General features: G+C 68.1%; 19 protein-coding genes and 1 pseudogene. 6 read left to right on the top strand and 14 right to left on the bottom strand.

Translation table 11 applies throughout. The annotated features are described in order from the left end of the window. Positions 1-2: 2 nt before the first annotated feature. On the bottom strand, positions 3-3,104 hold the full coding sequence (putA, locus tag JAO74_RS18190) for a bifunctional proline dehydrogenase/L-glutamate gamma-semialdehyde dehydrogenase PutA (protein ID WP_233151209.1): 3,102 nt from the start codon (positions 3,102-3,104) through the stop codon (positions 3-5). Between the two features lie 123 nt (positions 3,105-3,227). On the opposite strand from putA, the gene JAO74_RS18185 reads away from it, so the two are divergent. From JAO74_RS18185 to JAO74_RS18170, 4 genes are all read left to right on the top strand, one after another. After that, positions 3,228-3,680: an Lrp/AsnC ligand binding domain-containing protein gene (locus JAO74_RS18185; protein ID WP_269845969.1), complete on the top strand. Its 453-nt coding sequence runs from the start codon at positions 3,228-3,230 to the stop codon at positions 3,678-3,680. Positions 3,681-3,795: 115 nt separating this feature from the next. Then, entirely contained in the window at positions 3,796-5,169 is a 1,374-nt protein-coding gene (locus JAO74_RS18180) for an alpha/beta hydrolase (RefSeq protein ID WP_199041655.1), read from the top strand. Further along, a complete protein-coding gene (locus tag JAO74_RS18175; protein ID WP_233151207.1) occupies positions 5,166-6,713 on the top strand; it encodes a GMC family oxidoreductase in 1,548 nt (515 codons plus the stop codon). The genes JAO74_RS18180 and JAO74_RS18175 overlap by 4 nt, the downstream gene beginning before the upstream one ends. Positions 6,714-6,883: 170 nt before the next feature. Continuing rightward, entirely contained in the window at positions 6,884-7,381 is a 498-nt protein-coding gene (locus JAO74_RS18170; protein WP_233151205.1) for a homogentisate 1,2-dioxygenase, read from the top strand. Here JAO74_RS18170 and JAO74_RS18165 read toward each other — a convergent pair. Genes JAO74_RS18165 through JAO74_RS18135 form a run of 7 tightly spaced genes read right to left on the bottom strand, consistent with a single transcriptional unit; the run spans position 7,359 to position 16,168 of the window. Then, a complete protein-coding gene (locus JAO74_RS18165; RefSeq protein ID WP_199041649.1) occupies positions 7,359-8,879 on the bottom strand; it encodes an efflux transporter outer membrane subunit in 1,521 nt (506 codons plus the stop codon). The genes JAO74_RS18170 and JAO74_RS18165 overlap by 23 nt on opposite strands. Beyond that, a complete protein-coding gene (locus tag JAO74_RS18160) occupies positions 8,879-10,480 on the bottom strand; it encodes a DHA2 family efflux MFS transporter permease subunit (protein WP_199041646.1) in 1,602 nt (533 codons plus the stop codon). Before JAO74_RS18160 ends, JAO74_RS18165 begins: the two co-directional genes overlap by 1 nt. A gap of 1 nt (position 10,481) precedes the next feature. Further along, positions 10,482-11,615: an HlyD family secretion protein gene (locus JAO74_RS18155; protein WP_199041643.1), complete on the bottom strand. Its 1,134-nt coding sequence runs from the start codon at positions 11,613-11,615 to the stop codon at positions 10,482-10,484. After that, complete coding sequence (locus tag JAO74_RS18150) at positions 11,612-12,250, bottom strand: CerR family C-terminal domain-containing protein (protein WP_199041641.1); 639 nt, start codon at positions 12,248-12,250, stop codon at positions 11,612-11,614. The genes JAO74_RS18155 and JAO74_RS18150 overlap by 4 nt, the downstream gene beginning before the upstream one ends. 53 nt (positions 12,251-12,303) lie before the next feature. Next, positions 12,304-12,840 (bottom strand): SixA phosphatase family protein, encoded by a 537-nt coding sequence (locus JAO74_RS18145; RefSeq protein ID WP_199041638.1) that lies wholly within the window; start codon positions 12,838-12,840, stop codon positions 12,304-12,306. Between the two features lie 10 nt (positions 12,841-12,850). Beyond that, on the bottom strand, positions 12,851-15,574 hold the full coding sequence (locus JAO74_RS18140) for an ATP-dependent DNA helicase (RefSeq protein WP_199041635.1): 2,724 nt from the start codon (positions 15,572-15,574) through the stop codon (positions 12,851-12,853). Positions 15,575-15,598: 24 nt separating this feature from the next. Beyond that, the gene (locus tag JAO74_RS18135) at positions 15,599-16,168 is read right to left on the bottom strand and encodes a Uma2 family endonuclease (RefSeq protein ID WP_199041632.1); all 570 of its coding nucleotides are present in this window, start codon (positions 16,166-16,168) and stop codon (positions 15,599-15,601) included. Between the two features lie 56 nt (positions 16,169-16,224). On the opposite strand from JAO74_RS18135, the gene JAO74_RS18130 reads away from it, so the two are divergent. After that, entirely contained in the window at positions 16,225-17,817 is a 1,593-nt protein-coding gene (locus JAO74_RS18130; protein ID WP_199041629.1) for a lysine--tRNA ligase, read from the top strand. Further along, the gene (locus tag JAO74_RS18125; protein WP_199041626.1) at positions 17,817-18,821 is read left to right on the top strand and encodes a histone deacetylase family protein; all 1,005 of its coding nucleotides are present in this window, start codon (positions 17,817-17,819) and stop codon (positions 18,819-18,821) included. Before JAO74_RS18130 ends, JAO74_RS18125 begins: the two co-directional genes overlap by 1 nt. Positions 18,822-19,323: 502 nt before the next feature. Here JAO74_RS18125 and JAO74_RS18120 read toward each other — a convergent pair. The 6 genes and pseudogenes from JAO74_RS18120 to JAO74_RS18095 form a co-directional block, all read right to left on the bottom strand. Continuing rightward, on the bottom strand, positions 19,324-20,436 hold the full coding sequence (locus tag JAO74_RS18120) for a lactonase family protein (protein ID WP_199041623.1): 1,113 nt from the start codon (positions 20,434-20,436) through the stop codon (positions 19,324-19,326). A 45-nt stretch (positions 20,437-20,481) separates the two neighbouring features. After that, entirely contained in the window at positions 20,482-21,726 is a 1,245-nt protein-coding gene (locus tag JAO74_RS18115) for a dipeptidase (RefSeq protein WP_199041620.1), read from the bottom strand. A gap of 62 nt (positions 21,727-21,788) precedes the next feature. Next, positions 21,789-22,055, bottom strand: a complete 267-nt coding sequence (locus JAO74_RS18110; RefSeq protein ID WP_199041617.1) for a hypothetical protein — start codon at positions 22,053-22,055, stop codon at positions 21,789-21,791. 62 nt (positions 22,056-22,117) lie between these two features. Then, positions 22,118-22,702 (bottom strand): PEPxxWA-CTERM sorting domain-containing protein, encoded by a 585-nt coding sequence (locus tag JAO74_RS18105; protein ID WP_233151203.1) that lies wholly within the window; start codon positions 22,700-22,702, stop codon positions 22,118-22,120. A gap of 231 nt (positions 22,703-22,933) precedes the next feature. Next, on the bottom strand, positions 22,934-23,863 hold the full coding sequence (locus tag JAO74_RS18100) for an electron transfer flavoprotein subunit alpha/FixB family protein (RefSeq protein WP_199041611.1): 930 nt from the start codon (positions 23,861-23,863) through the stop codon (positions 22,934-22,936). After that, positions 23,860-23,970: pseudogene (locus tag JAO74_RS18095) on the bottom strand (electron transfer flavoprotein subunit beta/FixA family protein); the annotation flags it as partial. The pseudogene JAO74_RS18095 and the gene JAO74_RS18100, both read right to left, overlap by 4 nt.

The raw sequence follows: 23,970 nt of genomic DNA, 5'->3' as shown, positions 1-23,970 counted from the left end.
GCTCAAATATTCAGCAACGCCGGATCGCCGCCCTGCGCGGTGATGTTGACCGAGACCGCCCGCTCGACCGCGTAGCGGAGCAGCGCGTGGGGGCCACCGGCCTTCGGGCCGGTGCCGGATAATCCCTCGCCGCCGAACGGCTGCACGCCGACGACCGCGCCGATGATCGAGCGGTTGACGTACACGTTGCCGGCGGGGACCAGCGCGCGGATGCGCTCGGCGAAGCGTTCGATGCGGCTGTGGATGCCCAGCGTCAGGGCATAGCCGGTATCGGCCAGCCCCTGCGCGATCGTCTCCAGCTCGTCCGCCTTGTAGCGATAGATGTGCAGGATCGGGCCGAACACCTCCTTGCCCAGGAAATCGGCGCGCGGGATTTCGGCGATGAGCGGACCGAAGAAATCGCCGCGGGCGCCCCATGCCCCCGGATCGAGCCGCGCGAGGATCGTCGCCTCGCGGCCCAGCCGGGCGCGGTGCTCCTCCAGCATGGCCAGCGCGTCGGCGTCGATCACCGGGCCGATATCGGTGGCGGCGTCGGCGGGGTCGCCGATCACCAGCGCATCGAGCGCGCCGGTCAGCGTGGCGATCAGTTCGTCCGCCGATTCCTCGGGCACGAACAACAGGCGCAGGGCCGAGCAACGCTGCCCGGCGGAACCGATCGCCGAGACGATGACGTCGTCCACCACCTGCTCCTTCAGTGCCGTCGTATCGACGAACATCGCGTTCAGGCCGCCGGTTTCCGCGATGAACGGCAGGATGGGCCCACGGCGATTGGCCAGCGCGCGGTTGATCGACCAGGCGGTTTCGGTGCCGCCGGTGAAGGCGACGCCGGCGATGCCGGGATGCTCGACCAGCGCCGCGCCGACGGTCGCACCGTCACCGGGCAGCAGCGCGAGCAGGTCGGGATCGAGGCCCGCCTTGTGGAACAGCCGCACCGCTTCGGCGGCGATCAGCGGTGTCTGTTCGGCGGGTTTCGCCAGCACCGCATTGCCCGCTGCCAGCGCGGCGGCGATCTGGCCGGTGAAGATCGCCAGTGGGAAATTCCACGGGCTGATGCACACGAAAATGCCGCGCCCGCGCAATTCGAGATGGTTGGTCTCGCCGACCGGCCCGGTCAGCGGTTGCAGGCCGTCGAACTGCTTCTCGGCGAGATGCGCATAGTAACGGCAGAAATCGACCGCCTCGCGCACTTCGGCGACGCCGTCGTTCAGCGTCTTGCCCGCCTCGCGCGACAGCAGCGCGATCAGGCGATCCATGTTCGCCTCCAGCGCATCGGCCATCGCGCGCAGCACCCGGCCGCGCGCGGTGCCGCCCATCGCGTCCCACGCCGGCTGTGCGGCGCGGGCACGTTTCGCGGCGAGATCGATGTCGGCGGGCGTCGCCTCGCTGACCGCACCGATCAACTGCGTGCGATCGACCGGGCTGGTCATCGGTCGCGGCCCCGTGCCGGCGAGCAGCGAGCCGCCGACGATCGGGCCGGCGGCGATGGTGTCCGCCGCGCCGACCTGCGCCGCGCGTGCCGCCACCGCCCGCTCGCTGTCGCGGCTGTAATCGCGACCGACCGGATTGGCCCGCGCCGCGCCATAGATGTCGGCCGGCACCGGAATGCGCGGATGCCGGTCGGGCTGCGCACGGACGGTATCGATCGGATCGCCGACCACCAGTTCGGCCGGCACCCGCTCGTCGAGCAAGGCATGGACGAAGCTGGTGTTGGCGCCGTTCTCCAGCAGGCGACGGACCAGATAGGGCAAGAGTTCCTCATGCCCGCCGACCGGCGCATAGGCACGCAGGCTCAAATTGCCGCCGGCGGCCTTGTACAGCGCCTCGCCCATGCCGTGCAGCCGCTGGTGTTCGATCCGTACCCCGCGCTGCGTCGCCATCAGGCTGACGGCGGCGAGCGTGTGGGCATTGTGCGTCGCGAATTGCGGATAGAGCGCCGGGCTAGCCTCGATCAGTGCGGCGGCGCAGACCAGATAGGACAGATCGGTCGCGGGCTTCGTCGTGAAGACGGGATAATCGGGCCGCCCGGCGACCTGCGCCCGCTTGATCTCGCTGTCCCAATAGGCGCCCTTGACGAGGCGGACCATGATCCGGCGGCCGGTGGAACGGGCCAGCGCCTCCAGCCCCTCGATCACCGCCAGCCCGCGTTTCTGGTACGCCTGCACCACGACGCCGAGGCCGGTCCAGTCGCCCAGTTCCTCATCGCGCGCCAGCCGATCGACGAGGCGCAGCGAGATGACGAGCCGGTCCGCTTCCTCCGCGTCGATCGCGAAGTTCAGGTTATGGCGCGCGGCGATCAGCGCGAGGCGCTTCACGCGCGGATAGAGTTCTTCCCACACGCGTGCTTCCTGCACAGCCTCGTAACGCGGGCAGAGCGCCGACAGCTTCACCGAGACGCCGTGGCCATCCTCCGGCGACAGACCCGGCGCGCGGGCGCGGCCGACCGCCTCGATCGCGTCGGCATAGATCGTCTCGTAGCGCGCGGCATCGGCGGCGGTCCGCGCACCCTCGCCCAGCATGTCGAACGAGCAGAGATAGCCGTCCTTCTTCGCCCGGTTCAGCGCATCCTCGATCGTGCGGCCCAGCACGAACTGTTCGCCCATCATCCGCACCGCCGCGCCGACCGCCTGACGGATGACCGGTTCGCCCAGCCGCGCGGTCAGCCGCTTCACCCAGCCGCCCAGATCGCGCTTCGCCTCGTCATCGACGTCGATCAGCTTGCCGGTCAGCATCAGCCCCCAGGTCGAGGCATTGACGAACAGGCTGTCCGATCCGCCGAGATGGCTCGCCCAGTCCGCCGCGCCGATCTTTTCCGCGATCAGCCGGTCGCGCGTATCTGCATCGGGCGTGCGCAACAGCGCCTCGGCCAGACACATCAGTGCGAGGCCCTCCTTGGTGCCGAGCGAGAATTCCTGCAGGAAACTCTCGACCACGCCCTGCTTCTTCGTGGAGGCACGCGCCGCCTGCACCAGCGCCACCGCGTGGCGCGACACGGTCGCGCGGTCGTCGGTGTTCAGCGGCACGGCGCGGAGGAGGGCGGCGACGGTCTCGCTCTCCTCGCGGTACTTGGTGGTGTCGAGGCGGTCCCAGTCGAAGGTGCGAAGCATGGCGATGATCCGATAAGGTGATCGTTCGCCTATATCGAGGTTTCCGGTGGAGGTGCTTTGCGATTATGCCCTTCGTGGCGAAGGAATAGGCGTCCGCGAGGCGCCGGCCGAAGGATGTTCGATATGGATGCGATGGATCGCAAGCTGCTCCGCGCGTTGCAGGATGACGGGCGGATCACCAATCAGGCGTTGGCCACCGCGTGCGGCCTGTCGCCCGCCGCCTGTTTCGACCGGGTGAAGAGGTTGCGCGCCAGCGGGTATATCGTCGGTTACACCGCGCTGCTCGATCCGGTGAAGCTGGGCCGCGCGCTGATGATCTTCGTCGAGGTGCTGCTCGACCGGACATCGGACGACGTGTTCGCCGCCTTCGCCGCGCATGTCGAACGACTGCCCGAGGTACTGGAATGCCATATGGTCGCGGGCGGGTTCGATTATCTGTTGAAGGTGCGCGTCGCCGACATGGCGGCGTACCGGGTGTTCCTTGGATCGACGCTGGTCGACCTGCCGGGCATTCGCGAGACGCGCACCTATGCGGTGCTGGAAGAGGTGAAGGCGACGACGCACCTGCCGATCTGATCGAACACAGGTTATCTTTTCGCGATGTAGCAACCGATCGACGGCACCGAAGCCGGCGACCCTCGTTACGGGGGCGATGTCATCGGAGGTGATCTTGGTCGGAATGGTCGGTGGAATGAAGGACGCGCCCGTCATCGTGCTGCTGCACGCACTGGGGGCGAGCGCTCGCTCGTTCGATGCGGTGGTCGACCGGCTGGCGGGATACGCCTGCATCGCGATCGACCTGCCCGGTTTCGGCAACGCGGTCGGCGATACGGACTTTACGGTCGAGGAGATGGCGGATCATGTCGCCGCGATCATCCGCGCGCGGATCGACGGGCCTTGGGTAATCGTCGGCCACAGCATGGGCGGCAAGATCGCGACGATCCTGGCGGCACGATCGGAACACGGCGCGTTGCCGGGGCTGGCCGGTGTCGTACTGATCGCCGCCTCGCCCCCCTCGCCCGAGCCGATCGACGACGACCGCCGCGCGATGATGATCGGTTGGGCAGCGAAGGGGCCGCTGACCGAGGACGAGGCAACGAATTTCGTCAGCGAGAACATCGCCGCGCCGCTGCCGGATGCCGTCATGGCGGCGGCGGTCGTCGATGTGCGGCGCTCCGATTCCGCCGCGTGGCTCGCGTGGCTGGAACGCGGCAGCCGCGAGGACTGGTCGGGCCGGATCGGTGTCCTGCACCTTCCCGCGCTGATCGTCGCGGGATCGGCGGATGGCGATCTGGGCGAGGCCAATCAGCGCCGGCTGAACGCGCCGCATTATGCCAACGCCGACGTGGCGGTGATCGACGGCGCCGCGCACCTGATGCCGCTGGAGCAGCCGGCGGCGGTGGCCGACCTGATCCGCCAGCATGTCGCGATCGCAGTGGCGACGCGGCCTACCATCCCGCCGCATTTCGCGCGCCTGATCGCGTCCGATCGAGTCAGCGCCCGCACGCGCGCAATCCTGATCGATCGCGCGCGGCCGGATGCGGTCGATTACGTACCGCACGTCCTGTCGAGCGGGCAACTGGCGACACTGCGCGCGCTGATGGCGCGGGTGATCCCGCAGGAGGAGGGCGCGATCGATCTTGCCGCGCGGATCGATGCGCGGTTGCATGCGGGCGAGGGCGATGGCTGGCGCTTTGCCGACCTGCCGGCCGATGCGGATGCGTATCGGGCGGGTCTCGACACGCTCGACCGGGCGGCGGGCGCGGGTGGATTTGCCGGACTGGACGACGAGCGCCGTGACGCGCTGTTGATGCGGATCGAGGATGGCGACTGCCTTGTCGTCACCGACGCAACGCTGTCGCCCGCGCAGATGGCGCTGTGGTTCGAGGATGTCCGCGCCGATGGCGTCCGTATCTGGCTGGCGCATCCGGCGACGATGGCGCGGATCGGATATGACGGCATCGCGAGTGGCGGCGACGGCTGGCGCAAACAGGGCTTTGCGAAGACGCGGGCCGACGACCCGGAACGCTGGGAGCCCCGCGCGACGAAGGAGCGCCTGCGTTGAAGCTGGATCAGATGCGCCGCTATGCCGCCACCGATATGGTCGATGCGGTGGTGATCGGCACCGGTGCGGGCGGCGCGCCGTTGCTCGCACGGCTGGCGCAGGCGGGCCTGAAGGTCGTCGCGCTGGAAGCAGGTCCCAATCGGGAACCCGGCGATCACACCCCCGACGAGACCGCCGCCGGCGAACTATACTGGATGGACGAACGGTTGAGCGACGGCGCGATGCCGCAGGCGTTCGGCGGCAACAACAGCGGGACCGGCGTCGGTGGATCGACGCTGCACTGGGGTGCCTTTTGCCCCCGCCCCGATGCGCGCGACCTGCGGCTGCGATCGTTGACCGGCGAGGGTGTCGACTGGCCGATCCGCCATGACGAGCTGATCGCGTATATCGAGGAGGTCGAGCGTTTCATCGGCGTGTCCGGCCCGGCGGATTATCCATGGGATACGGCGCGACGCTATCCGCTGCCGCCCGTCGCGCGCAACGCGTCCGCCGATGCGATGGCGGCGGGGTGTGCCGCGCTCGGCATCGTCACGACCGATGCGCCCGCCGCCGTCGTGTCGCGCGACTGGCAGCAGGAGGGCGGCGATCTTCGTCAGGCGTGCGTCAATTGCGGCACCTGTCATCAGGGATGTCGCAACGCCGCCAAGACCAGCATGGACACCACCTATCTGCCGCTCGCGGTCGCGCACGGGGCGGAGATCAGGCCCGGCTGCATGGCGACCGGGATCGAACGCGACGCCCGCGGGCGCGTCACGGCGGTGGTCTATGTCCGTGACGGGATTGAGCATCGCCAGCGTTGCGGTGCGGTGTTCCTGTGCGGCGGCGGGGTGGAGACGCCGCGACTGCTGCTCCACCTCGGCCTCGCCAATTCCAGCGGGCAGGTCGGGCGCAATTTCATGGCGCATGTCGCGACGCAGGTCTGGGGTCGCTTCGATGCGGAGATGCGTTGCAATCGCGGCTATCCGTCGTCGCTCATCAGCGAGGATATGCTCCGCGCCGAGGGAGCCGGGTTCATTGGCGGCTATCTGATGCAGAGCCTCGGCGTCCTGCCGATGACGCTGGCGACGACGATGGCGCGGGGCGGCCGGCGTTGGGGTCGCGGCCTGACCGCGTTGATGGACGATTACCTTCACCTCGCGGGTATCGGCATCAACGGCGAATGCCTGCCACATGACGACAATTGCCTGACGCTGGCAAACGAGACGGACGCGTTCGGCCTGCCCAAGGCGCGCGTGACGTTCGGCTACAACGCCAACGAACGGGCGATCGACGCGCATGCGACCGACACGATGATCGCGATCTGGCGCGCGGCGGGGGCGCACGACATCATGGTGCTGCCGCGTGCGGCGCACACCATCGGCACCTGCCGAATGGGCGAGAGCGGCGATGCCGCGGTCGTCGATCCATGGGGTCGCAGCTTCGACATCGATAACCTGTGGATCTGCGACAACTCGATCTTCCCGAGTTCGCTCGCCGCCAATCCGGCGCTGACGATCATGGCGTTGAGCCTGCGCACGGCGGATCGGTTTTTGAAGGGTCAGTGACGGCTGCTGGCTTTAGCTAAGCAGTTCCCCGGCGGAGGCCGGTCCAGTTGGGCGGACGTTCATGATAATCACGACGGCCATCCCAACGGGGCCCCGGCCTCCGACGGGGAACGGTAGGCTTTGTATATCCGACAGGATATAGCGTTAGCCGGTCGATGGGAGATACGGGCATGATCGGGATGGCGATAGCGCTGGTGGCGGCGCTGCAGGCGAACGCGGCGCGGGATATCCATGCCGCGCCCTGCGTGGCTGGACGATCCACCGATCCAGCCGGCTGGTCGACGGCATCGCCGGTAGCGGCGGCGGCGTCGGATGGCGCAGCCCCCGCCCTGCCGATCGGTGCATCGCGACAGGCGTCCCTACTGCCCGCCGCACAAATCGCGTATCGAGTCGCACCGGCAAAGCGTGGCAGCGACGATAGCCGGGGCGGGCTGTTCGCGTTCACCGTGCCGGCCGGCGGGCGTTACCGCGTGGCGCTGGGCAGCGGCGCGTGGATTGACGTCGTGAGCGACGGCAAGGCGGTCGACTCCGTCGCGCATGGCCATGGCCCCGCCTGCTCGGGCGTGCGCAAGATGGTCGATTTCGATCTGCGTCCCGGCCGCTACCTGCTCCAGATCGCCGGCAGCGACGCCGCCTCATTGCGGCTCATGGTGTCGCGGTTGTCGTAGGACGCGGCGGTACGTCGTCGCCCTCCGCCCAGCCGCCGCCCATCGCCTTGAACAACGCGGCCGTCAGCTGGCGCAATTGCGCATCGCTGGCGGCCAGTTGCTCGCGCGCGGACAGCACGTCGAACTGGGCGTTCAACAGGCTGTCCTGTGCGATGAAGCCGGTGCGGTATTGTGCCTCCAGCGCCGACGCGCTGCTCTGCGCATCGGTCACCGCGCGGGCGAGCGCCGCGTTGCGCCGTCGTTCGCCGGCGATCTGCGCCAGCGGGTCCTCGACATCGCGCAACGCCTGCAACACCGTCGTGCGATAGCGCAGATACGCCTGTTCGCGATCCTCCTCGCGCGCGGTCACGGTCGCCTTGCGCCGGCCGAAATCGACCAGCGGAAACTGCACCGCGCCGCTGCCCGTCAATTGCAGGCTGTCGCCCGAGAACAGATTGCCGAGCGCGGTCGAGATCAACTGGGCGACACCGGTCAGGCTGAACTCCGGATACAGGTCCGCCACCGCCACGCCGATATCGGCGGTCGACGCCGCCAGATCGCGCTCCGCCGCGCGCACGTCGGGGCGACGGCGCAATAGGTCGGACGGCAGCCCTGCGGGGATCGCCGGCACCGCCAGCGTCCGCACCGGCATCGCCGCCAACTCGCCCATCAGCGCGGCAGGCGGTTCGCCCAGCAGGATCGCCAGCGCGTGCATCCGCACGTCGATATCGGCGCGGATGGGTTCGGCCCGTGCCTCGGTCGTGGTGATCGATCCGCGCTGGCGCGTGACGTCGATCGGCGGCACCAGCCCCACCTTGGCGATGTTGCCGGCGATCTCCAGCGCGCGGCGCTGGCGGATCAGTTCCTGATCGATGGTCGCGGCCTGCACCTGATCCAGCCGCAGCGCGAAATACGCCTGCGCCACTTCGGCGGCCAGCGTCACCGCCGCATCGCGCCGCGACCAGATCGCCGCCTCGGTCCGCGCGCGGGCGCTTTCCTGCTGACGGCGGACGCCACCGAACAGGTCCAGCTCCCAACTGGCGTCGAAGCCCGCCGCGAAGGTGGTGATGCCACGCCCCGGCAGGGCGATGCCCGATCCGGTGCCGACGCCAGTGCCACCACCGGTATCGCCGCCGCTGAACGATCGCGCGATCGTCGACAGGCCGGCGTTCTTGCTGAATTCCAGCGCGCTCGCATTGGCCGACGCGTTGACGGTCGGCCGCCCCGCCGCGCGCGCGACGATCTCCTGCGTCCGCGCCTGCCGTACGCGCGATGCGGCGATGGCGATGTCGGGATTGTCCTTCAGCGCGCGGTCAATCAGGCCGTTCAATTGCGGATCGCCGAATGCCGTCCACCAGCGGGCGGGATCGATCGACGCGCCGGGCGCGGCGGCCACCTGCGGACCGACGAACGCCGCCGGCACCGTCATCTCTGGCGGACGATAGTTCGGGCCGACGGTGCAACCGGCCAGCATCGCCGCCGCCAGCACAGTCCCCAATGTCGAAGCGCGCGCGCGCATCAGTGCATTCCTCCGGCAGGCGCGGGACCGGTCTTGCCGGAGCGCATGAACAACACCAGCGGCGCGACCACCAGCACGACGACCATCATCGATCGGAACACGTCGAGGAAAGCGAGCATCGCCGCCTGACGCTGCATCTGGCTGTACAGCACCGCCATCGCCGTGCCGGCCGGATCGCCCTGTCCGCCGAACACGTTCGTCGCCTTCGCCATCCAGTCGGTATAGTTCGGGTCGAGCGGATTGAGCGTCTGCGTCAGTTCCGACTGATGCCGCTGCAACCCGCTCGCCAGATGCGTCTGCGCGAAGGCGATGCCGAGCGTCCCACCCAGATTGCGCGATACGTTGAGCAGGCTGGATGCCTGCGCGGTCTGTGTCTGCTTCAGTCCGACATAGGCGATCGCGTTGATCGGCACGAACAGGAACGGCAGCGCCATCGCCTGGAACAGCCGCGCGAACGCCGCGTCGGCGAACGAGATGTCGGCGCTCAGATGGCTCATGTTCCACAGTGCGAACGCCTGCACCAACAGCGCCGGCAACAGCAGGAAGCGGACATCGACGATGCCGCTCAGCCGCCCCGCGAACGGCACCATCACCAAGGTCGCGAGACCACCCGCGGTCAGCGCAAGGCCGGCGTCGAGCGAGCTGTATCCCAGCACCTGTTGCAGCATCTGCGGGATCAGCTGCGTCGTGCCGAACAGGATCATGCCGGTAACGCCCATCACGCCGATGGTGAGCGCAAAGTTGCGGTTCTTCAGCAGCTTCAGGTCGATCACCGGGTCCTTGTGGTTCAGTTCCCAGATGACGAGCGCGATCAGCGACACCGCCGCGACGATCGCCGACATCACGATGAAGCCGCTGGCGAACCAGTCCTCCCGCTCGCCGCGATCGAAGGTGAGTTCGAGGAAGCCGAGGCCCAGCGCCACCAGCGCGACGCCGATATAATCGATGCGCAGGCCGTGCTTGAACCGCTCGTCGCGATCCTTCTTCACCTGATCCGGCTCGTCGACGAACGCCTCGACCAGGAACCACGCGGCGATGCCGACGGGCACGTTGATGAGGAACACCCAGTGCCAGCTGGAATATTCGACGATGTACCCGCCCAGCGTCGGCCCCAGCACCGGTCCGACCACGACAACGATCGCGAACGCGGCGAACGCCATGCCGCGCTGTCGCGGCGGGAATGTGTCGGCCAGAATGGACTGTTCGACGGGCGCGAGGCCGCCGCCGCCGATGCCCTGCAACACGCGCGCCAGCACCAGCGTCTGGATGTTCGGTGCCAGCCCGCACAACAGCGAGGCGAGCGTGAACAGCGCGATCGACAACAGGAAATATCGTTTCCGCCCGATCGCATCGCTCAGCCAGCCCGAGATCGGGATGATGATCGCGTTGGCGACGAGGTAGCTGGTCAGCACCCATGTCGCCTGATCGGTCGTGATCGACAGCCCGCCCGAAATATGATCGAGCGCAACGTTGGCGATCGAGGTGTCGAGCACCTCCATGAAGGTCGGGATCGAGATGATCGCGACGATCAGCCAGGGGCTGTACCGCCCCGCCGCCGACCGGCTGGGCGACCATTGCGGAACGGCGGCGGCGGCGGCCATGTCAGCGCACCTTTACCGTCGGCACCACCGACATGCCGGGGCCGATCGGATAGCGGCGCGGATCGGGGCCGTTTTGCGTGTCGAACACGATCCGCACCGGCACGCGCTGCACCACCTTCACGTAATTGCCCGTCGCGTTCTGCGGCGGCAGCAGGGCGAACGCCTGACCGGCGCCGCGCTGGATGGAATCGATATGGCCCTTGAAATCGATGCCGGGATACGCGTCGACATGAATGTCCACCGGCTGGCCGATCTTCATCAACGTCAGCTGCGTTTCCTTGAAGTTGGCGGTCACCCACATGCGATCGGGAACGATCGCCATCAGCTGAGTACCTGGCCCGACATAGGAGCCGACATTGACCTGACGGTTGACCACCTGACCCGATACCGGCGCGGTCAGGCGCAGGTCGCCGATCGTGACGTTCGCCTGATCGACCTGCGCGCGCCGCGCGTCGATCACCGACTTCGCCGCGCCGACCTGACGCCGCGCGACCGACACCTGCGCCGCCGCGGTATCGATCTGCTCGCGCGCCGCCGCCGCATCCGCCGCGGTCTGGCGCGCGGTCGCCCGCGCCTGATCGAGCTGCTGGCCCGCCACCGCATTCGGGTCGAGCCGCTGCAACGCCTCGTAGCGCGTTAGATCCTGTTGCGCCTTCACCGCCGCCGCCATCGGCACGCGCGCCTGTGCCGACGCTTGCGTCTGCGAGGCGATCGCCGCCGTCACCTGTGCCTGCGCCTGAGCGAACTGGGCGCGGGCCTGTTGTTCGTTGGCCTGTGCCTCGGCCACCTGTGCGTCGCGACCCGACGCCTTGATGACCGCGAGCAGCCGCCCCGCCTGAACATGGCGATTGTCGAGATCGGCGACCTGCACCAGCGTGCCCGCGACCTGCGGCGCGAGGCGGACGATATGCGTGTCGACGAACGCGTCGTCGGTCGATTCATATTGCCGCGCGTCGAGCCAATACAGCACGCCGCCGATCACCAGCACCGCGACGACGCCGATCAGAATGATCCAGAACAGCGGCTTCCTGAACAGCGACGGCTTCTTGCTCGCGTCCTGCGGATCGTTGTCCTCCGGCGTATCGGCGGCGGCGGCGTTCTGCCCATCGTTCGGATTGTCGTTGTGGTCGCTCATGCCCGGCCCTGTTCCTCAGCACGCATCGAATGGAGAATGGCATCGATATTGGCGTCGATCCGCGCCTTGATGTCGGCCACGTCGGCGGCGGCCAGTGTGTCGCGTTCCAGCAACCGCAGGCACGTCGCCCGGCTCGACCGCAGCGCCATCACCTGACCCATCAGCGTGATGGTCGCGATGCGGGCGGTGCGGGCGTCGGCGCGGCCGGTGGCGATGCAGACCAGATCGGCCACCATCAGCACCATCTGGCCCATCACGCCGCCATAGATGCGGTCGAACGCCTCGCCCGGTTTCATCTGTTCGCGCAGGATGAACAGCGTCCAGTCTGCATTCTCGTCGCTCGCCATCTTGTCGGCAAGGCGACCGAGGATGCGGTGGATGCCGGCGCGTGCACCGTCCGCGTCATCGGCGGCGATATGCTGCTCCGCCTCCAGCGGTTCGGCGATCATCGTCGCCATGCGTTCGGCGATGCGATCGGCGGCGGCGAGGTACAATCCCTCCTTGCCGCCGTAATGATAGGTGATCGACGACATCGCTGTTCCCGCCGCAGACGCGATCCCGCGCGTGCTGGCGCCCTCCAGCCCCTTCGAACCGAATTCGCTGATCGCGATGTCGAGTAGCCGGTCCTGTACCACCGGCGCCGATTAGTTCGATCGAACGAACGTCACCAGTGAATTTCCCGTCATGTTCAGTCGCTGTCGGGTCCCAGCGTCGGATCGAGGTCGCGCGGCCGGGTGAAGCGCGCCAGCGTCGCGGTGCCGCGCCCCGCCTCCGTCCAGCGGCCGTCCAGCGTCATCTCCGCCAGCGTCGCGGTGGGATATTTGGCCTCCACCTCGTCGCGCAACGCCGCGCCGTCGTCCGGCACCAGCGTCAGCACCAGATCCTCCAGCCCCGGATTATGCCCGACCAGCAGCACGCGCGTCGCCATTTCGGGCAGTTCATGGACGATATCGAGCAATGTCGCGGCGGAGGCGAGATAAATGCGGCGATCCCATTCGGGGGCCAGCACCGCGCCGTACCCGTCGCCGATCTCCGCCAGCGTCTCGACCACGCGGACCGCGGGCGAGGCGATCACATGATCGAAGGTGCAGTCCGACTGGCGCAGATGGCGACCGATCAACTGCGCCGCCCGCCGGCCCTTCGGGTTCAGCGGCCGGTCGAAATCGCGGGCGACGGGATCGTCCCAACCCGATTTCGCATGGCGGAGCAGGGTCAGCGTCTTCATGGACTCTCCGTCAGTCGGGCAGGACTTCTTCATGCCCGATGCGCGCGTCGGAGGAAAGCCGCGCACTGACCCGCGCGACCGCTTCGTCGAGCGTGACACGGACGATCGGCACGCCCGGCGGGAAGGCTCCCAGCAGGCGTGACGGCATGGCAGCAGAGAGCAGCACGAACGCGCCATGATCGTCGGCGCGGCGGATCAGCCGCCCGAACGCCTGCGCCAGCCGCGCCCGCACGATACGGTCGTCATAAGCCGAACCACCACCGGCCAGCTTGCGCGCGGCGTGTAAGACGGTGGGTTTCGGCCAAGGCACCCCCTCTATCACCACCAGTCGCAGCGAGTGGCCCGGCACGTCGACGCCGTCGCGCAAAGCATCGGTGCCGAGCAGCGAGGCCGCCGGATCGTCGCGGAAGATATCGACCAGCGTGCCGGTATCGATCGGATCGACATGCTGCGCGTGCAGCGGCAATCCCTCGCGCGCCAGCCGGTCGGCGATGCGGCCGTGCACGGCGCGCAACCGCCGGATCGCGGTGAACAGACCCAGCGTGCCGCCGCCCGCCGCGACGATCAGCCGCGCATACGCATTGGCGAGCGCAGCAACGTCGCCACGCTTCACGTCGGTGACGATCAACACCTCGGACTGGGCGGGATAATCGAACGGGCTGTCCGCCTGGAACCGCATCGGCGCGCGCGCCAGATGCGGGGCGCCGCTGCGCGCTTCGGCGACCTGCCAGCCCTCCTCGACATCCGCGCCGCCGCCGGTCAGCGTCGCCGACGTGACGAGCGCACCGTGCGCGGGCTTCAACACGATCGCCGCGAACGGCCGCGTCGGATCGAGCCAGTGGCGATGCAGCCCGACATCCCATTCGCGCCCCTCCGCCCGGTCGACCGCCAGCCAGTCGACGAAATCGGGATCGACCGGACCACCGACCCGCGCCAGCAGCGACAGCCACGCCGCCACCGTCTCCGCCCGCCAGCCGAGCGAGGCGATCGCCCCCTCCACCCGCGCCCGCGCCGGGGCATCCAGCCAGTCGGGCGCCTCCGCCAGCACCGCCTCCAGCCGCCGGCCGAGCGCCACCAGTGGCCGCAGCAGCGCGTCGAGCGCATGCGCCGCCGGTGCCGCCGCCTCGATCAGTTCGGGCGTCGGTTCGGCCAGTTCGGTTTCCAGCCCGTATCCCGCATCGCCCGGCTGTTCGGCGCGCGCATAGGCAAGGCCACGCACCGCCGCGAGCAACGTCTCGATCGGTCCGAACGGCTGGCCCTCGCCGATCCGGCCCAGCCAGCCGTCGGACGCCAGCCCCTGCGCCGCCTGCACCGCGTCGGCGATCGCGCGCGCGCCGCCCTCGTCATAACTCGCGACATCGGACAGCCGCGCCTGCAACCCCCGCCGCCGGCCGCGCCCGCCCGCCTCCGGCCCCAGCACCCAGCGGCGCAGTTCGATCGTCTCCGATCCGGTCAGCGCGGTGGCGAACATCGAATCGGCGGCGTCGAACAGGTGATGCCCCTCGTCGAACACATAGCGCGTCGGCCGCGTCGTCAGTTCGCGACCGCGGGCGGCGTTGACCATCACCAGCGCGTGATTGGCGATGACGATGTCCGCCTCTGCCGACGCGCGCGCGGCGCGTTCGATGAAGCATTTCCGGTAATGCGGGCACCCGGCATAGACGCACTCGCCGCGCCGGTCGGTCAGCGCCGCCGGCCCGTTGCGCCGGAACAGCGTCGGCAGCCAGCCGGGCAGGTCGCCGCCGACCATGTCGCCGTCCACGCTATACGCCGCCCAGCGCGCGACCAGATGCGCCAGCACCGCCGCCCGCCCCGCGAAGCCGCCCTGCAATGCGTCCTCCAGATTGAGCAGGCACAGGTAATTCTCCCGCCCCTTGCGCGTCACCACCCGCTCGCGGCGCAGCACGGGATCGGGATAGACCCGCGCCGTCTCCGCCCCCAACTGGCGTTGCAGCGCCTTCGTATAGGTGGAGATCCACACCGCTCCGCCCGCCGTCTGCGACCACAGGCTGGCGGGCGCAAGATAGCCCAACGTCTTGCCGATCCCGGTCCCCGCCTCGGCCAGCACCAGATTGGGCGTATCGCGCATCGCCCGCGGCGCGAAGGCGGCGGTGGCGGCGGCGGCATAGGCGCGCTGGCCCGGCCGTTCCTCGGCTGCGCCGCCAGTCAGCTCCGCCAGCCGCGCCTCGGCGGCGGCGGGATCGATCTCGACCGTGCGCGGTGCGGGGCGTGGCGGTGCCTCTTCCCATTCGGGCAGGCGCGAGAACAGCCAGCGTTCGTCGACGCGCGGTTTCGTCAGGCGCGGACCGATCACCGGCGCCCAGGGCCAGCGCATCCGGGTGAGCGACTGCGCCGACGAGAACGCACCCTCTCGCTCCGGCCAGTCGCCGTCCGGCACCGCGAGCAGCGCGGCGGCCGCCTCCAGCAGGAACGACGCGACATCCTCGTCGCGCTCCGGCGGCGACAGGTCCACCGCACGCGCCAGCCCGGCCGGCGTCGGCACTGCGAACCGCGCGGGGTGCAGGAAGGCGAACAGTTCGAGCAGGTCCAGCCCCGACAGTTCGGCATAGCCCAGCCGCTGCCCGACCAGCGGTGCGTTGAGCAGGATGACCGGCGTCTCCGCCGCCACCCGGATCGCCTCGCCCCGGCCGACCGGGCGACAGTCGTCGGCGGTGGCGATCCAGATACCGCCATGGCTGGCGTGAAGGGCGGGATAAGCGATCACATCCGCCATGTAGGGCGGAACGGGTCGGGAACGCTAGAGGATGCCGTTCCCGTCGATCACCAGACCGGCGACGGTCGCACTGCGCAATTCGCTCGCCAGCGCCGTCGTCAGGCTTTGGACGTACTGGCCATCATCCGGCGCCCAGAACTGGTGCAGCCGCCGCGCCTCGACATCGACCACCCAATATTCCGGGACGGCGTGCAGGGCATAGAGCGCCTTCTTCACCCCCAGATCGCTGCGCAGCGTGCTGGCCCCCACCTCGATCACGATCGCAAGATTTTCCACCCGAAGATAATCGCGCACGCGCGGCACTTGCGCCACCACGACATCGGGTTGCGGCATGTTGCCGGGCGGCAGGGCCAGCGTCGGTTCCACCAGCGTTTCCAGCGTCAAACCCATCGCGCCGAGCGCCAGACGCAGCCGGAACATCAACTCGTTCTTCACGCGGGTGTGCGGAAGCAACTCGGCATTCACGGCGATAATTACCCCATCGATCAACTCGACCCGCTGCCCCTCGAACACGCCTGACCGGTCGAGCAGCTCGTAATCCTCGATCCGCAACCGGAACGGCTGCGGGGGATCGGAGGGAAAGTTCATCTCCATGCGCCCATCCATAGCATTTGCGCTTCGCCACCTAAAGCGTCAGATGCGGAAGTATCATGACCGACACCGATCTGCGCACCACCGCCCTCGAGTCCAAGGCCTGGCCCTATGAAGAGGCCCGCAAGCTCCTGAAGCGCTATCCCAACGGGAAGCCAGCCAAGGACGGACAACTTGCGCCGATCCTGTTCGAGACCGGCTATGGCCCCTCCGGCCTGCCGCATATCGGCACGTTCAACGAGGTGTTGCGGACGACGATGGTGCGCAATGCGTATCACGCGCTGTCCGACACGCCGACGAAGCTGATCGCGTTTTCGGACGATATGGATGGTCTGCGCAAGGTGCCGGACAATGTCCCCAACGGCGACATGCTGCAAACACATCTGGGCAAGCCGTTGACGCGTATACCCGATCCATTCGGCACGCATGACAGCTTTGCCGCGCACAACAACGCGACCTTGCGCGAATTCCTCGACCGGTACGGCTTCGATTACGAGTTCGCGTCCTCCACCGACTATTACACCGCCGGCCGGTTCGACGAGGCGCTGAAAGTCGTGCTGCGCAACTTCCAGGGTATCCAGGACGTGATGCTGCCGACGCTGCGCGCCGAGCGCGCCGCGACCTATTCGCCAGTGCTGCCGATCAGTCCCAAGACGGGCGTGGTATTGCAGGTGCCGGTCGAGGTGATCGATGCCGATGCCGGCACGATCGCGTTCGTCGACGAAGATGGCGAGCGGATCGTGCAGTCGGCGCTGGGTGGCCTGTCCAAGCTGCAATGGAAGGTCGACTGGGCGATGCGCTGGGTCGCGCTGGGCGTGGATTACGAGATGGCGGGCAAGGACCTGATCGACTCGGTCACGCAGTCGTCCAAGATCGCGCGCGTGCTGGGCGGTCGGCCGCCGGAGGGCTTCAATTACGAGATGTTCCTCGATGAGCAGGGCCAGAAGATATCGAAGTCGAAGGGCAACGGCCTGTCGATCGACCAGTGGCTGACCTATGGCCCGGAGGAATCGCTGTCCTTCTTCGCCTATCGCGAGCCGAAAAAGGCCAAGCAACTGCACATGGGCGTCATCCCGCGGGCGGTGGACGAATATTGGCAGTTCCGCGGCAATTATGCCGGCCAGGACCTGAAGCAGAAGCTGGGCAATCCCGTCCACCACATCCACGATGGTCAGGTGCCGGACGAGGCATTACCGGTGACGTTCGGGCTGCTGCTGAACCTCGTCGGCGTGATGGGCGAGGCGAGCAAGGAGCAGGTGTGGGGCTATCTGGCCAATTACGTGCCTGATGCGAGCGCCGATCGCTACCCCGCGCTCGACCGGCTGATCGGTCACGCGCTGGCCTATGCCCGCGATTTCGTCGCGCCGACGCTGCACCGCCGCGCGCCCGAAGGGGTCGAGGTCGCCGCCCTGCAACGGCTGGACAGCGAACTGGCGGCGCTGCCCGCCGATGCCCCGGCGGAGGATATCCAGAACATCGTCTACGAAATCGGCAAGACGGGTGGCTTCGCCGAACTGCGCGACTGGTTCAGGGCGCTGTACGAGACGTTGCTGGGTTCCGCGCAGGGGCCGCGCATGGGCAGCTTCATCAAGCTGTACGGCATCGCCAATTCCCGCACACTGATCGCCGAAGCGCTCGCCAAAACCGGCTGATGCGGGCGTTCTTCCACCCCGACCAGTTGCGCCACGCACCCGCGCTGGAACTGCACAACGGCGGCTTCACCGCCTATGCCGAGGTGCCGGCGCGCGCCGACATGATCCTGACCGCGATCGGCGGGGCGGAGGTGCCGGCGGATCGCGGCGAGGCGCCGATCCTGCGCGTCCACGATGCCGATTATTGCCGCTTCCTGCGCGAGGCCCCTGCCTTGTGGCAGGCGGCGGGGCGGGCGGGTGAGGCGATCCCCTATGCCTTTCCGATCGTCGGGCGGCGGCCGTTGCGGCTCGACCGGATCGATGCGTTGCTGGGCCGTCACGGCTTCGACGCGACGACGCCGATCACCGCCGAGACATGGGATGCCGCCTATGCCAGCGCCCAGACCGCGCTCGCCGCGACGCAAACGGTGCTGGATGGCGAGCGGGTCGCCTTCGCGCTGTGCCGCCCGCCCGGCCATCATGCCGGCGCGGATTATTGCGGCGGATATTGCCACCTGAACGTCGCTGCGATTGCGGCACAGGCGGCGCGTGATGCTGGCCGGGCGCGGGTGGCGATTCTCGATATCGATTATCACCACGGCAACGGCACGCAGGACATCTTCTACGACCGCGCCGACGTCTTCTACGCATCGGTCCATGCCGATCCGGCGAGCGACTATCCGTTCTACTGGGGCCATGCCGACGAGCGCGGCGAGGGCGACGGGGCGGGCACCACGCTGAACCTGCCGTTGCCGCAGGGCACCGACCTCGCCACGTTCCGCGCGGCACAAGCCACGGCGCTCGATGCGATCACCGCCTTCGCCCCCGACTTCCTCGTCGTCAGCTTCGGCGCGGATACGTGGGAGGGCGATCCGATCAGCCGCTTCCGCCTGACCACCCCCGATTACGCCCTCCTCGCCGCCGACATCGCCGCGCACGGATGGCCGACGGCGATCGTGATGGAGGGCGGCTACGCCGTCGATGCGCTGGGCGCCAATGTCGCGAGTTTTCGGTCGGGATTTTAGGGACTTGGCTGTTGGCGGTGGCCTGAGGGGCGGCGGAAAGTTAGGCTAACATCAGGCCGAACGCGCCCTGCTTGTCCCGGTCTTCAGAAATGAGAAAGAGCGTAGCGCAGGCGTTCGCTGGGTTTGTACCATCGGGGGGTGCTGTAAGACAGAAGGCAGTGGATGGCGGCTTTGACGAGAAATCAACAGGACGACTTTCGCCCAATTGCGGTCAGTCACCCACTACGCCATTCCTCGATAGCTGGCTCGATTGACGCGCGGACGGGAGAACTTGTATCACGGAGAAGTCTTACTTCGATTACACGCCCGAAGAGAATTACGCTTTGTTTCTGAATGCCTTGGCTGGCATCGAAGATGATGCCGGCATCGAAGGCTACTCACAGGAAGGCATTAGATTTCTTCGGGAGGCGCTGGAGGAGTTCCGGTCTGAGTACCGTTCTCGGCACGTCGCCTAACCACCAAACCTCGGTCCTTTAAAGCGACACCACCACCGCCATTCCCCTCACACCCGCCCCAGAAACACCACCCCCGGCACCGCCAGCGTCTGGCCGGTCGCCGCCAGCTTGCCGTCCGCGCCGATGCGGAATACCGCGGCGCTGCCCGATCTTTCGTTGGCGACCAGCAGGCGTTGCCGATCCTCCAGCATCAGGAAGAAACGCGGCCAGTCGCCGCCGCTGGGGATGTGCTGGATCGGTTGCGGCATCCCGGTGCCGTCCAGCGCGAATACGGTGATGCTGTCATGGCCGCGGTTCGAGACGTAGAGGCGTCGGCCCGCGCGATCGATCGCGATATGGGCGGGGAAGGATGTGCCCTTGAACCCGGCCGGCAGCGTCGAGACGCTGGTGCGCGTCGCGAAACGGCCATCCGGCGTCGCGGTCAGCGCGATCAACTGGCTCGACAGTTCGCATACGACATAGGCGATCGCCAGGCGCGGGTGACGGATCAGGTGGCGTGGCCCCGATCCGGGCGGCGCGCGCCATGCCATGACCGGGGGCGCCAGCGTCCGCGCGGTCGCATCGAACCGATAGGCGAAGATCGCATCGGCACCGAGATCCACCGAATGCAGCCAGCGCTGGTCGGGGCTGAACCCCACCCAATGCGCGTGCGGCCCCGCCTGACGATCGCGGACCGGCCCCTGCCCCTGATGCCGGAACACGGTGGGATCGGCGGGCGCGCCGGTGCGGGGGTCGAGGCGGTGGAACGCCACGCTGCCGCTGCTGTAGTTGGCGACGGCGAGGCACGTGCCCGTCCCGTCGATCGCCGCGTGACAGGGATCGGCGCCGCCGGTGGTCACGGTCGCCTGCTTCGCCCAGTCCGTGCCAACCGACGACACCTGACCGGCGGTCTGCTCCTTCACGACATACCATGGCCCGCGCGGGGCTTTGACGCCGAACGACGCGTCGTCGATGCCGGCCACCGGCATGCCGACCTGCCAGCGATCGGCGGCCGCGTCATAGGTGATCGGGTACAGCCCCTTGCCACCTTCGCGCGCATAGGTGCCGGCGATCAGGCGGACGACGGGATCGGCGGCGCGGAGTGGCATCGCCACCGTCGCGGCCATGCCGGCAAGCGCGGTGCGGCGCGTCAGGGTCAAAGTCAGGTTCAGGGGGTTCATGCAGGCTGGTCTAGCGCCCGATCGCCGCCGGGCGCAACGGCGCCATCAACGCGCGGCGCGATCGATCGCGTCGACCGGCAGCTGCCCCGCGCTGGCGGCCGCGACCGCCTCGACCCGCTCCATCACCCGCAGCACGTTGCCGCGCGACAGCCGCACGAGATCGGCATCGGACCAGCCCCGCCGCACCAGTTCGGCGAACAGCGCGGGATAGGCGTCCACCCCCTTCATCCCCACTGGGCCGGTGCCACCGATCCCGTCGAAGTCGCCGCCCAGCCCGACATGCTCATGCCCCGCCACCCGCGCGACGTGATCGACATGGTCCGCGACGGTGGCTGCGTCGACGCGCGGTTCGGGGTGCGCCGCGTCCCAGGCAATCAACGGCGCGGGCGATTTCGCGCCATACGCGTTTGCCGGGACGCCGATCGATCTGGCATAGGCCGTGCGGTCGATATCCCAGCGACGCCAGGCGATGGACAGGAAGGCGGGGTAGAAATTCACCATCACCACGCCGCCGTTCGCGGCGATGCTGCGCAGCAATTCATCCGGGATGTTGCGCGGCGCGTCCGCGACCGCGCGGGCGCCGGAGTGCGAAGCGATCACCGGCGCTTTCGCCACCGCCAGCACCGCCGCCATCGTCGCGTCGGACACGTGGCTGACATCGACGATCATGCCGATCCGGTTCATCTCGGCCACCACCTGTCGCCCGAACGACGACAGCCCGCCGCTGCGCGGATCGTCGGTGGAGGAATCGGCCCAATCGAGACTCTTGCCATGCGTCAGCGTCATGTAACCGACGCCAAGCGCCTTATATTGACGCAGGACCGACAGGCGCCCGTCGATCTGGTGTCCGCCCTCTACCCCTATCAGCGAGGCGATGCGGCCCTCACCAGCGATGCGGCGCACCGATCCGGCATCGGTGGCGAGCGCCAGATCGCGGGGGTAGGCCGCAACGAGGCGGCGGACGATATCGATCTGCTCCAGCGTCATCTCGACCGCGCGCGGGCCGGTGACATCGGCGGGAATCCAGACGGACCAGAACTGCCCGCCGACATGGCCACGGCGCAGGCGGGCGATATCGGTCTGGAGCGGGCGGGGCAGCGCATCGGTGCCACGACGCAGGTCGGTCGTCTCGACAAGGCCACCCTGCGCATCGCGGAGTTCCCAGGCGAGGTCGTTATGGCCGTCGATCACCGGCGCCCGCCTGAGAACCCGCTCGGCGCGGATCGATGCCGGATCGGCGGCGGGCGATGCGGCGGCGGTGGCGGCCTGAAGCAGCAGGTGGGCGATCATGTCCTCATCATGACAGGGCGGCGGGACCGGGTCACCCCGTTCCCGCCGCCGTCATCGAAGGATCAGCCGAACGCGACGCTCGTCGTGCGGCGGCGATGGCTACGGCGCAGGCGGGCGATATCGGTCTGAAGCGGGCGGGGCAGCGCATCGGTGCCACGGCGCAGGTCGGTCGTCTCGACCCGGCTACCCTCGCGGAGTTCCCAGGCGAGGTCGTTGTGGCCGTCGATCACCGGCGCCCGCCTGAGAACCTGCTCGGCGCGGATCGATGCCGGATCGGCGGCGGGCGATGCGGCGGCGGTGGCGGCCTGAAGCAGCAGGAGGGCGATCATGCCCTCATCATGACAGGGCGGCGGGACCGGGTCACCCCGTTCCCGCCGCCGTCATCGGAGGATCAGCCGAACACGACGCTCGTCGTACGGCGGCGATAGCGGGTGGCGGCGCCGACCAGCGCGAAGCCGACCAGCATCATCGCCCAGGTTGCCGGTTCCGGCACAGCGGCGACACCCATCGACAAGTTGTCGATACCGCCGGCGAAATCGGTGCGGAAATCACGGTAGGCGCCGGCGGTGCCGACGACGAAGCCGCTATCCAGGTCCTGATCCGGGCCGGCGTTCGCCGACTTGCTGGCGGCACCGAAGAACAGGTCCACTGGACCGAAGGGGCCGTCCACGACGCCGGTGTTCAGATGGTATTGCGACGCATCGAACGAGAAGAAGGAATAGACCGGCATCGCCAGCACATCGGCCAGCGTGTAATTGCTGGCGGCGGTCACGGCGTCGCCGATGACGGTCAGGTCGAACGCCGTCAGATCGGCATAGCCCAGCATGCCCGTCTTCGCATCGTCGAACGAGAACGATCCGTTCACGCGGCTGACGTTCTGGAAGCTGAAATCGAACACGATGGTCGCGGCCTCGGCCGGCGATGCCATCACGCCCGCGGCCATCAACGTACCGGCGATCAGTGCCTTAATGCTCATCATCAAACTTCCCCATATGACGCTTCCATGCCTGTGGAAGCCGGAACAGCGTTAATGACGTTGCCTAATGGGGTAACACTAACAGCCCGTTAATGCTGTTCGCGACGAATCCGGTTCATATCCGACACAGTATCCGGCGGTATGGCACGAGTATTGAACGGACATGGAAAAGGCGCGACCTTGCCGCCGCGCCTTTATCGAACAACATCGTCGCTCGCGAATCGATCAGTACTATAGTTTCCCGGTCAGTTCCGGCACGATCTTGAACAGGTCGCCGACCAGGCCGATGTCCGCGACCTGAAAGATCGGGGCGTCTTCGTCCTTGTTGATGGCGATGATCGTCTTGGAATCCTTCATCCCGGCCAGATGCTGGATGGCGCCGGAGATGCCGACCGCGACATAGATTTCGGGCGCGACGATCTTGCCGGTCTGGCCGACCTGATAGTCGTTGGGGGCATAGCCCGCATCGACCGCCGCGCGCGATGCGCCGACGCCGGCGCCCAGCTTGTCCGCCAGCGGATCGATCAGCGCGTGGAACTGCTCCTCCGACCCCAGCGCGCGACCGCCCGACACGATGATCTTGGCGCTCGTCAGTTCCGGCCGGGCATTGTCGGCGATCTCCGATCCAGCGAAGGTCGACAGACCCTTGTCGCCGACCGAGGCGACTGCCTCGACCGTGCCGCTGCCACCCTCGGCCCCCGCCTTGTCGAACGCGGTGCCTCGGATCGTCAGCACCAGCTTGGCGTCGCTGGTCTGCACTGTCGCGATCGCGTTGCCGGCATAGATCGGCCGCGTGAAGGTGTTGGGTGATTCGACCGACAGCACGTCGCTGATCTGCATCACGTCGAGCAACGCGGCGACGCGCGGGGCGATGTTTTTGCCCGTGGTGGTGGCGGGCGCAACGAACGCGTCGTGATGACCCATCAGATCGACGACCAGCGGCGCGACGTTTTCGGCAAGCGCGTGGGCATAGGCCGCGTCGTCGGCGACATGCACCTTGCCGACGCCGGCGATCTTCGCCGCGGCCTCGCCCACCGCGCCGACGCCTTCGCCGGCCACCAGCAGATGCACGTCGCCCAGTTGCGCGGCGGCGGTGATCGCCGACAGCGTGGCATCCTTGACGGACGTGCCGTCATGTTCGACCCAGACCAGCGTCTTCACTTCGCCACTCCCATCGCCTTTAGCTTCGTCACCAGTTCATCGACATCGGCCACCTTGATCCCGGCCGATCGCTTGGCCGGCTCCACCACCTTCAGCGTGGTCAGGCG

The organism is Sphingomonas mollis (assembly GCF_016427505.1).
In the GTDB taxonomy this organism is placed as follows: domain Bacteria; phylum Pseudomonadota; class Alphaproteobacteria; order Sphingomonadales; family Sphingomonadaceae; genus Sphingomonas; species Sphingomonas mollis.
Note: the sequence above shows the minus strand (reverse complement) of the source record. Positions and strands in the feature narration are given on the sequence as shown.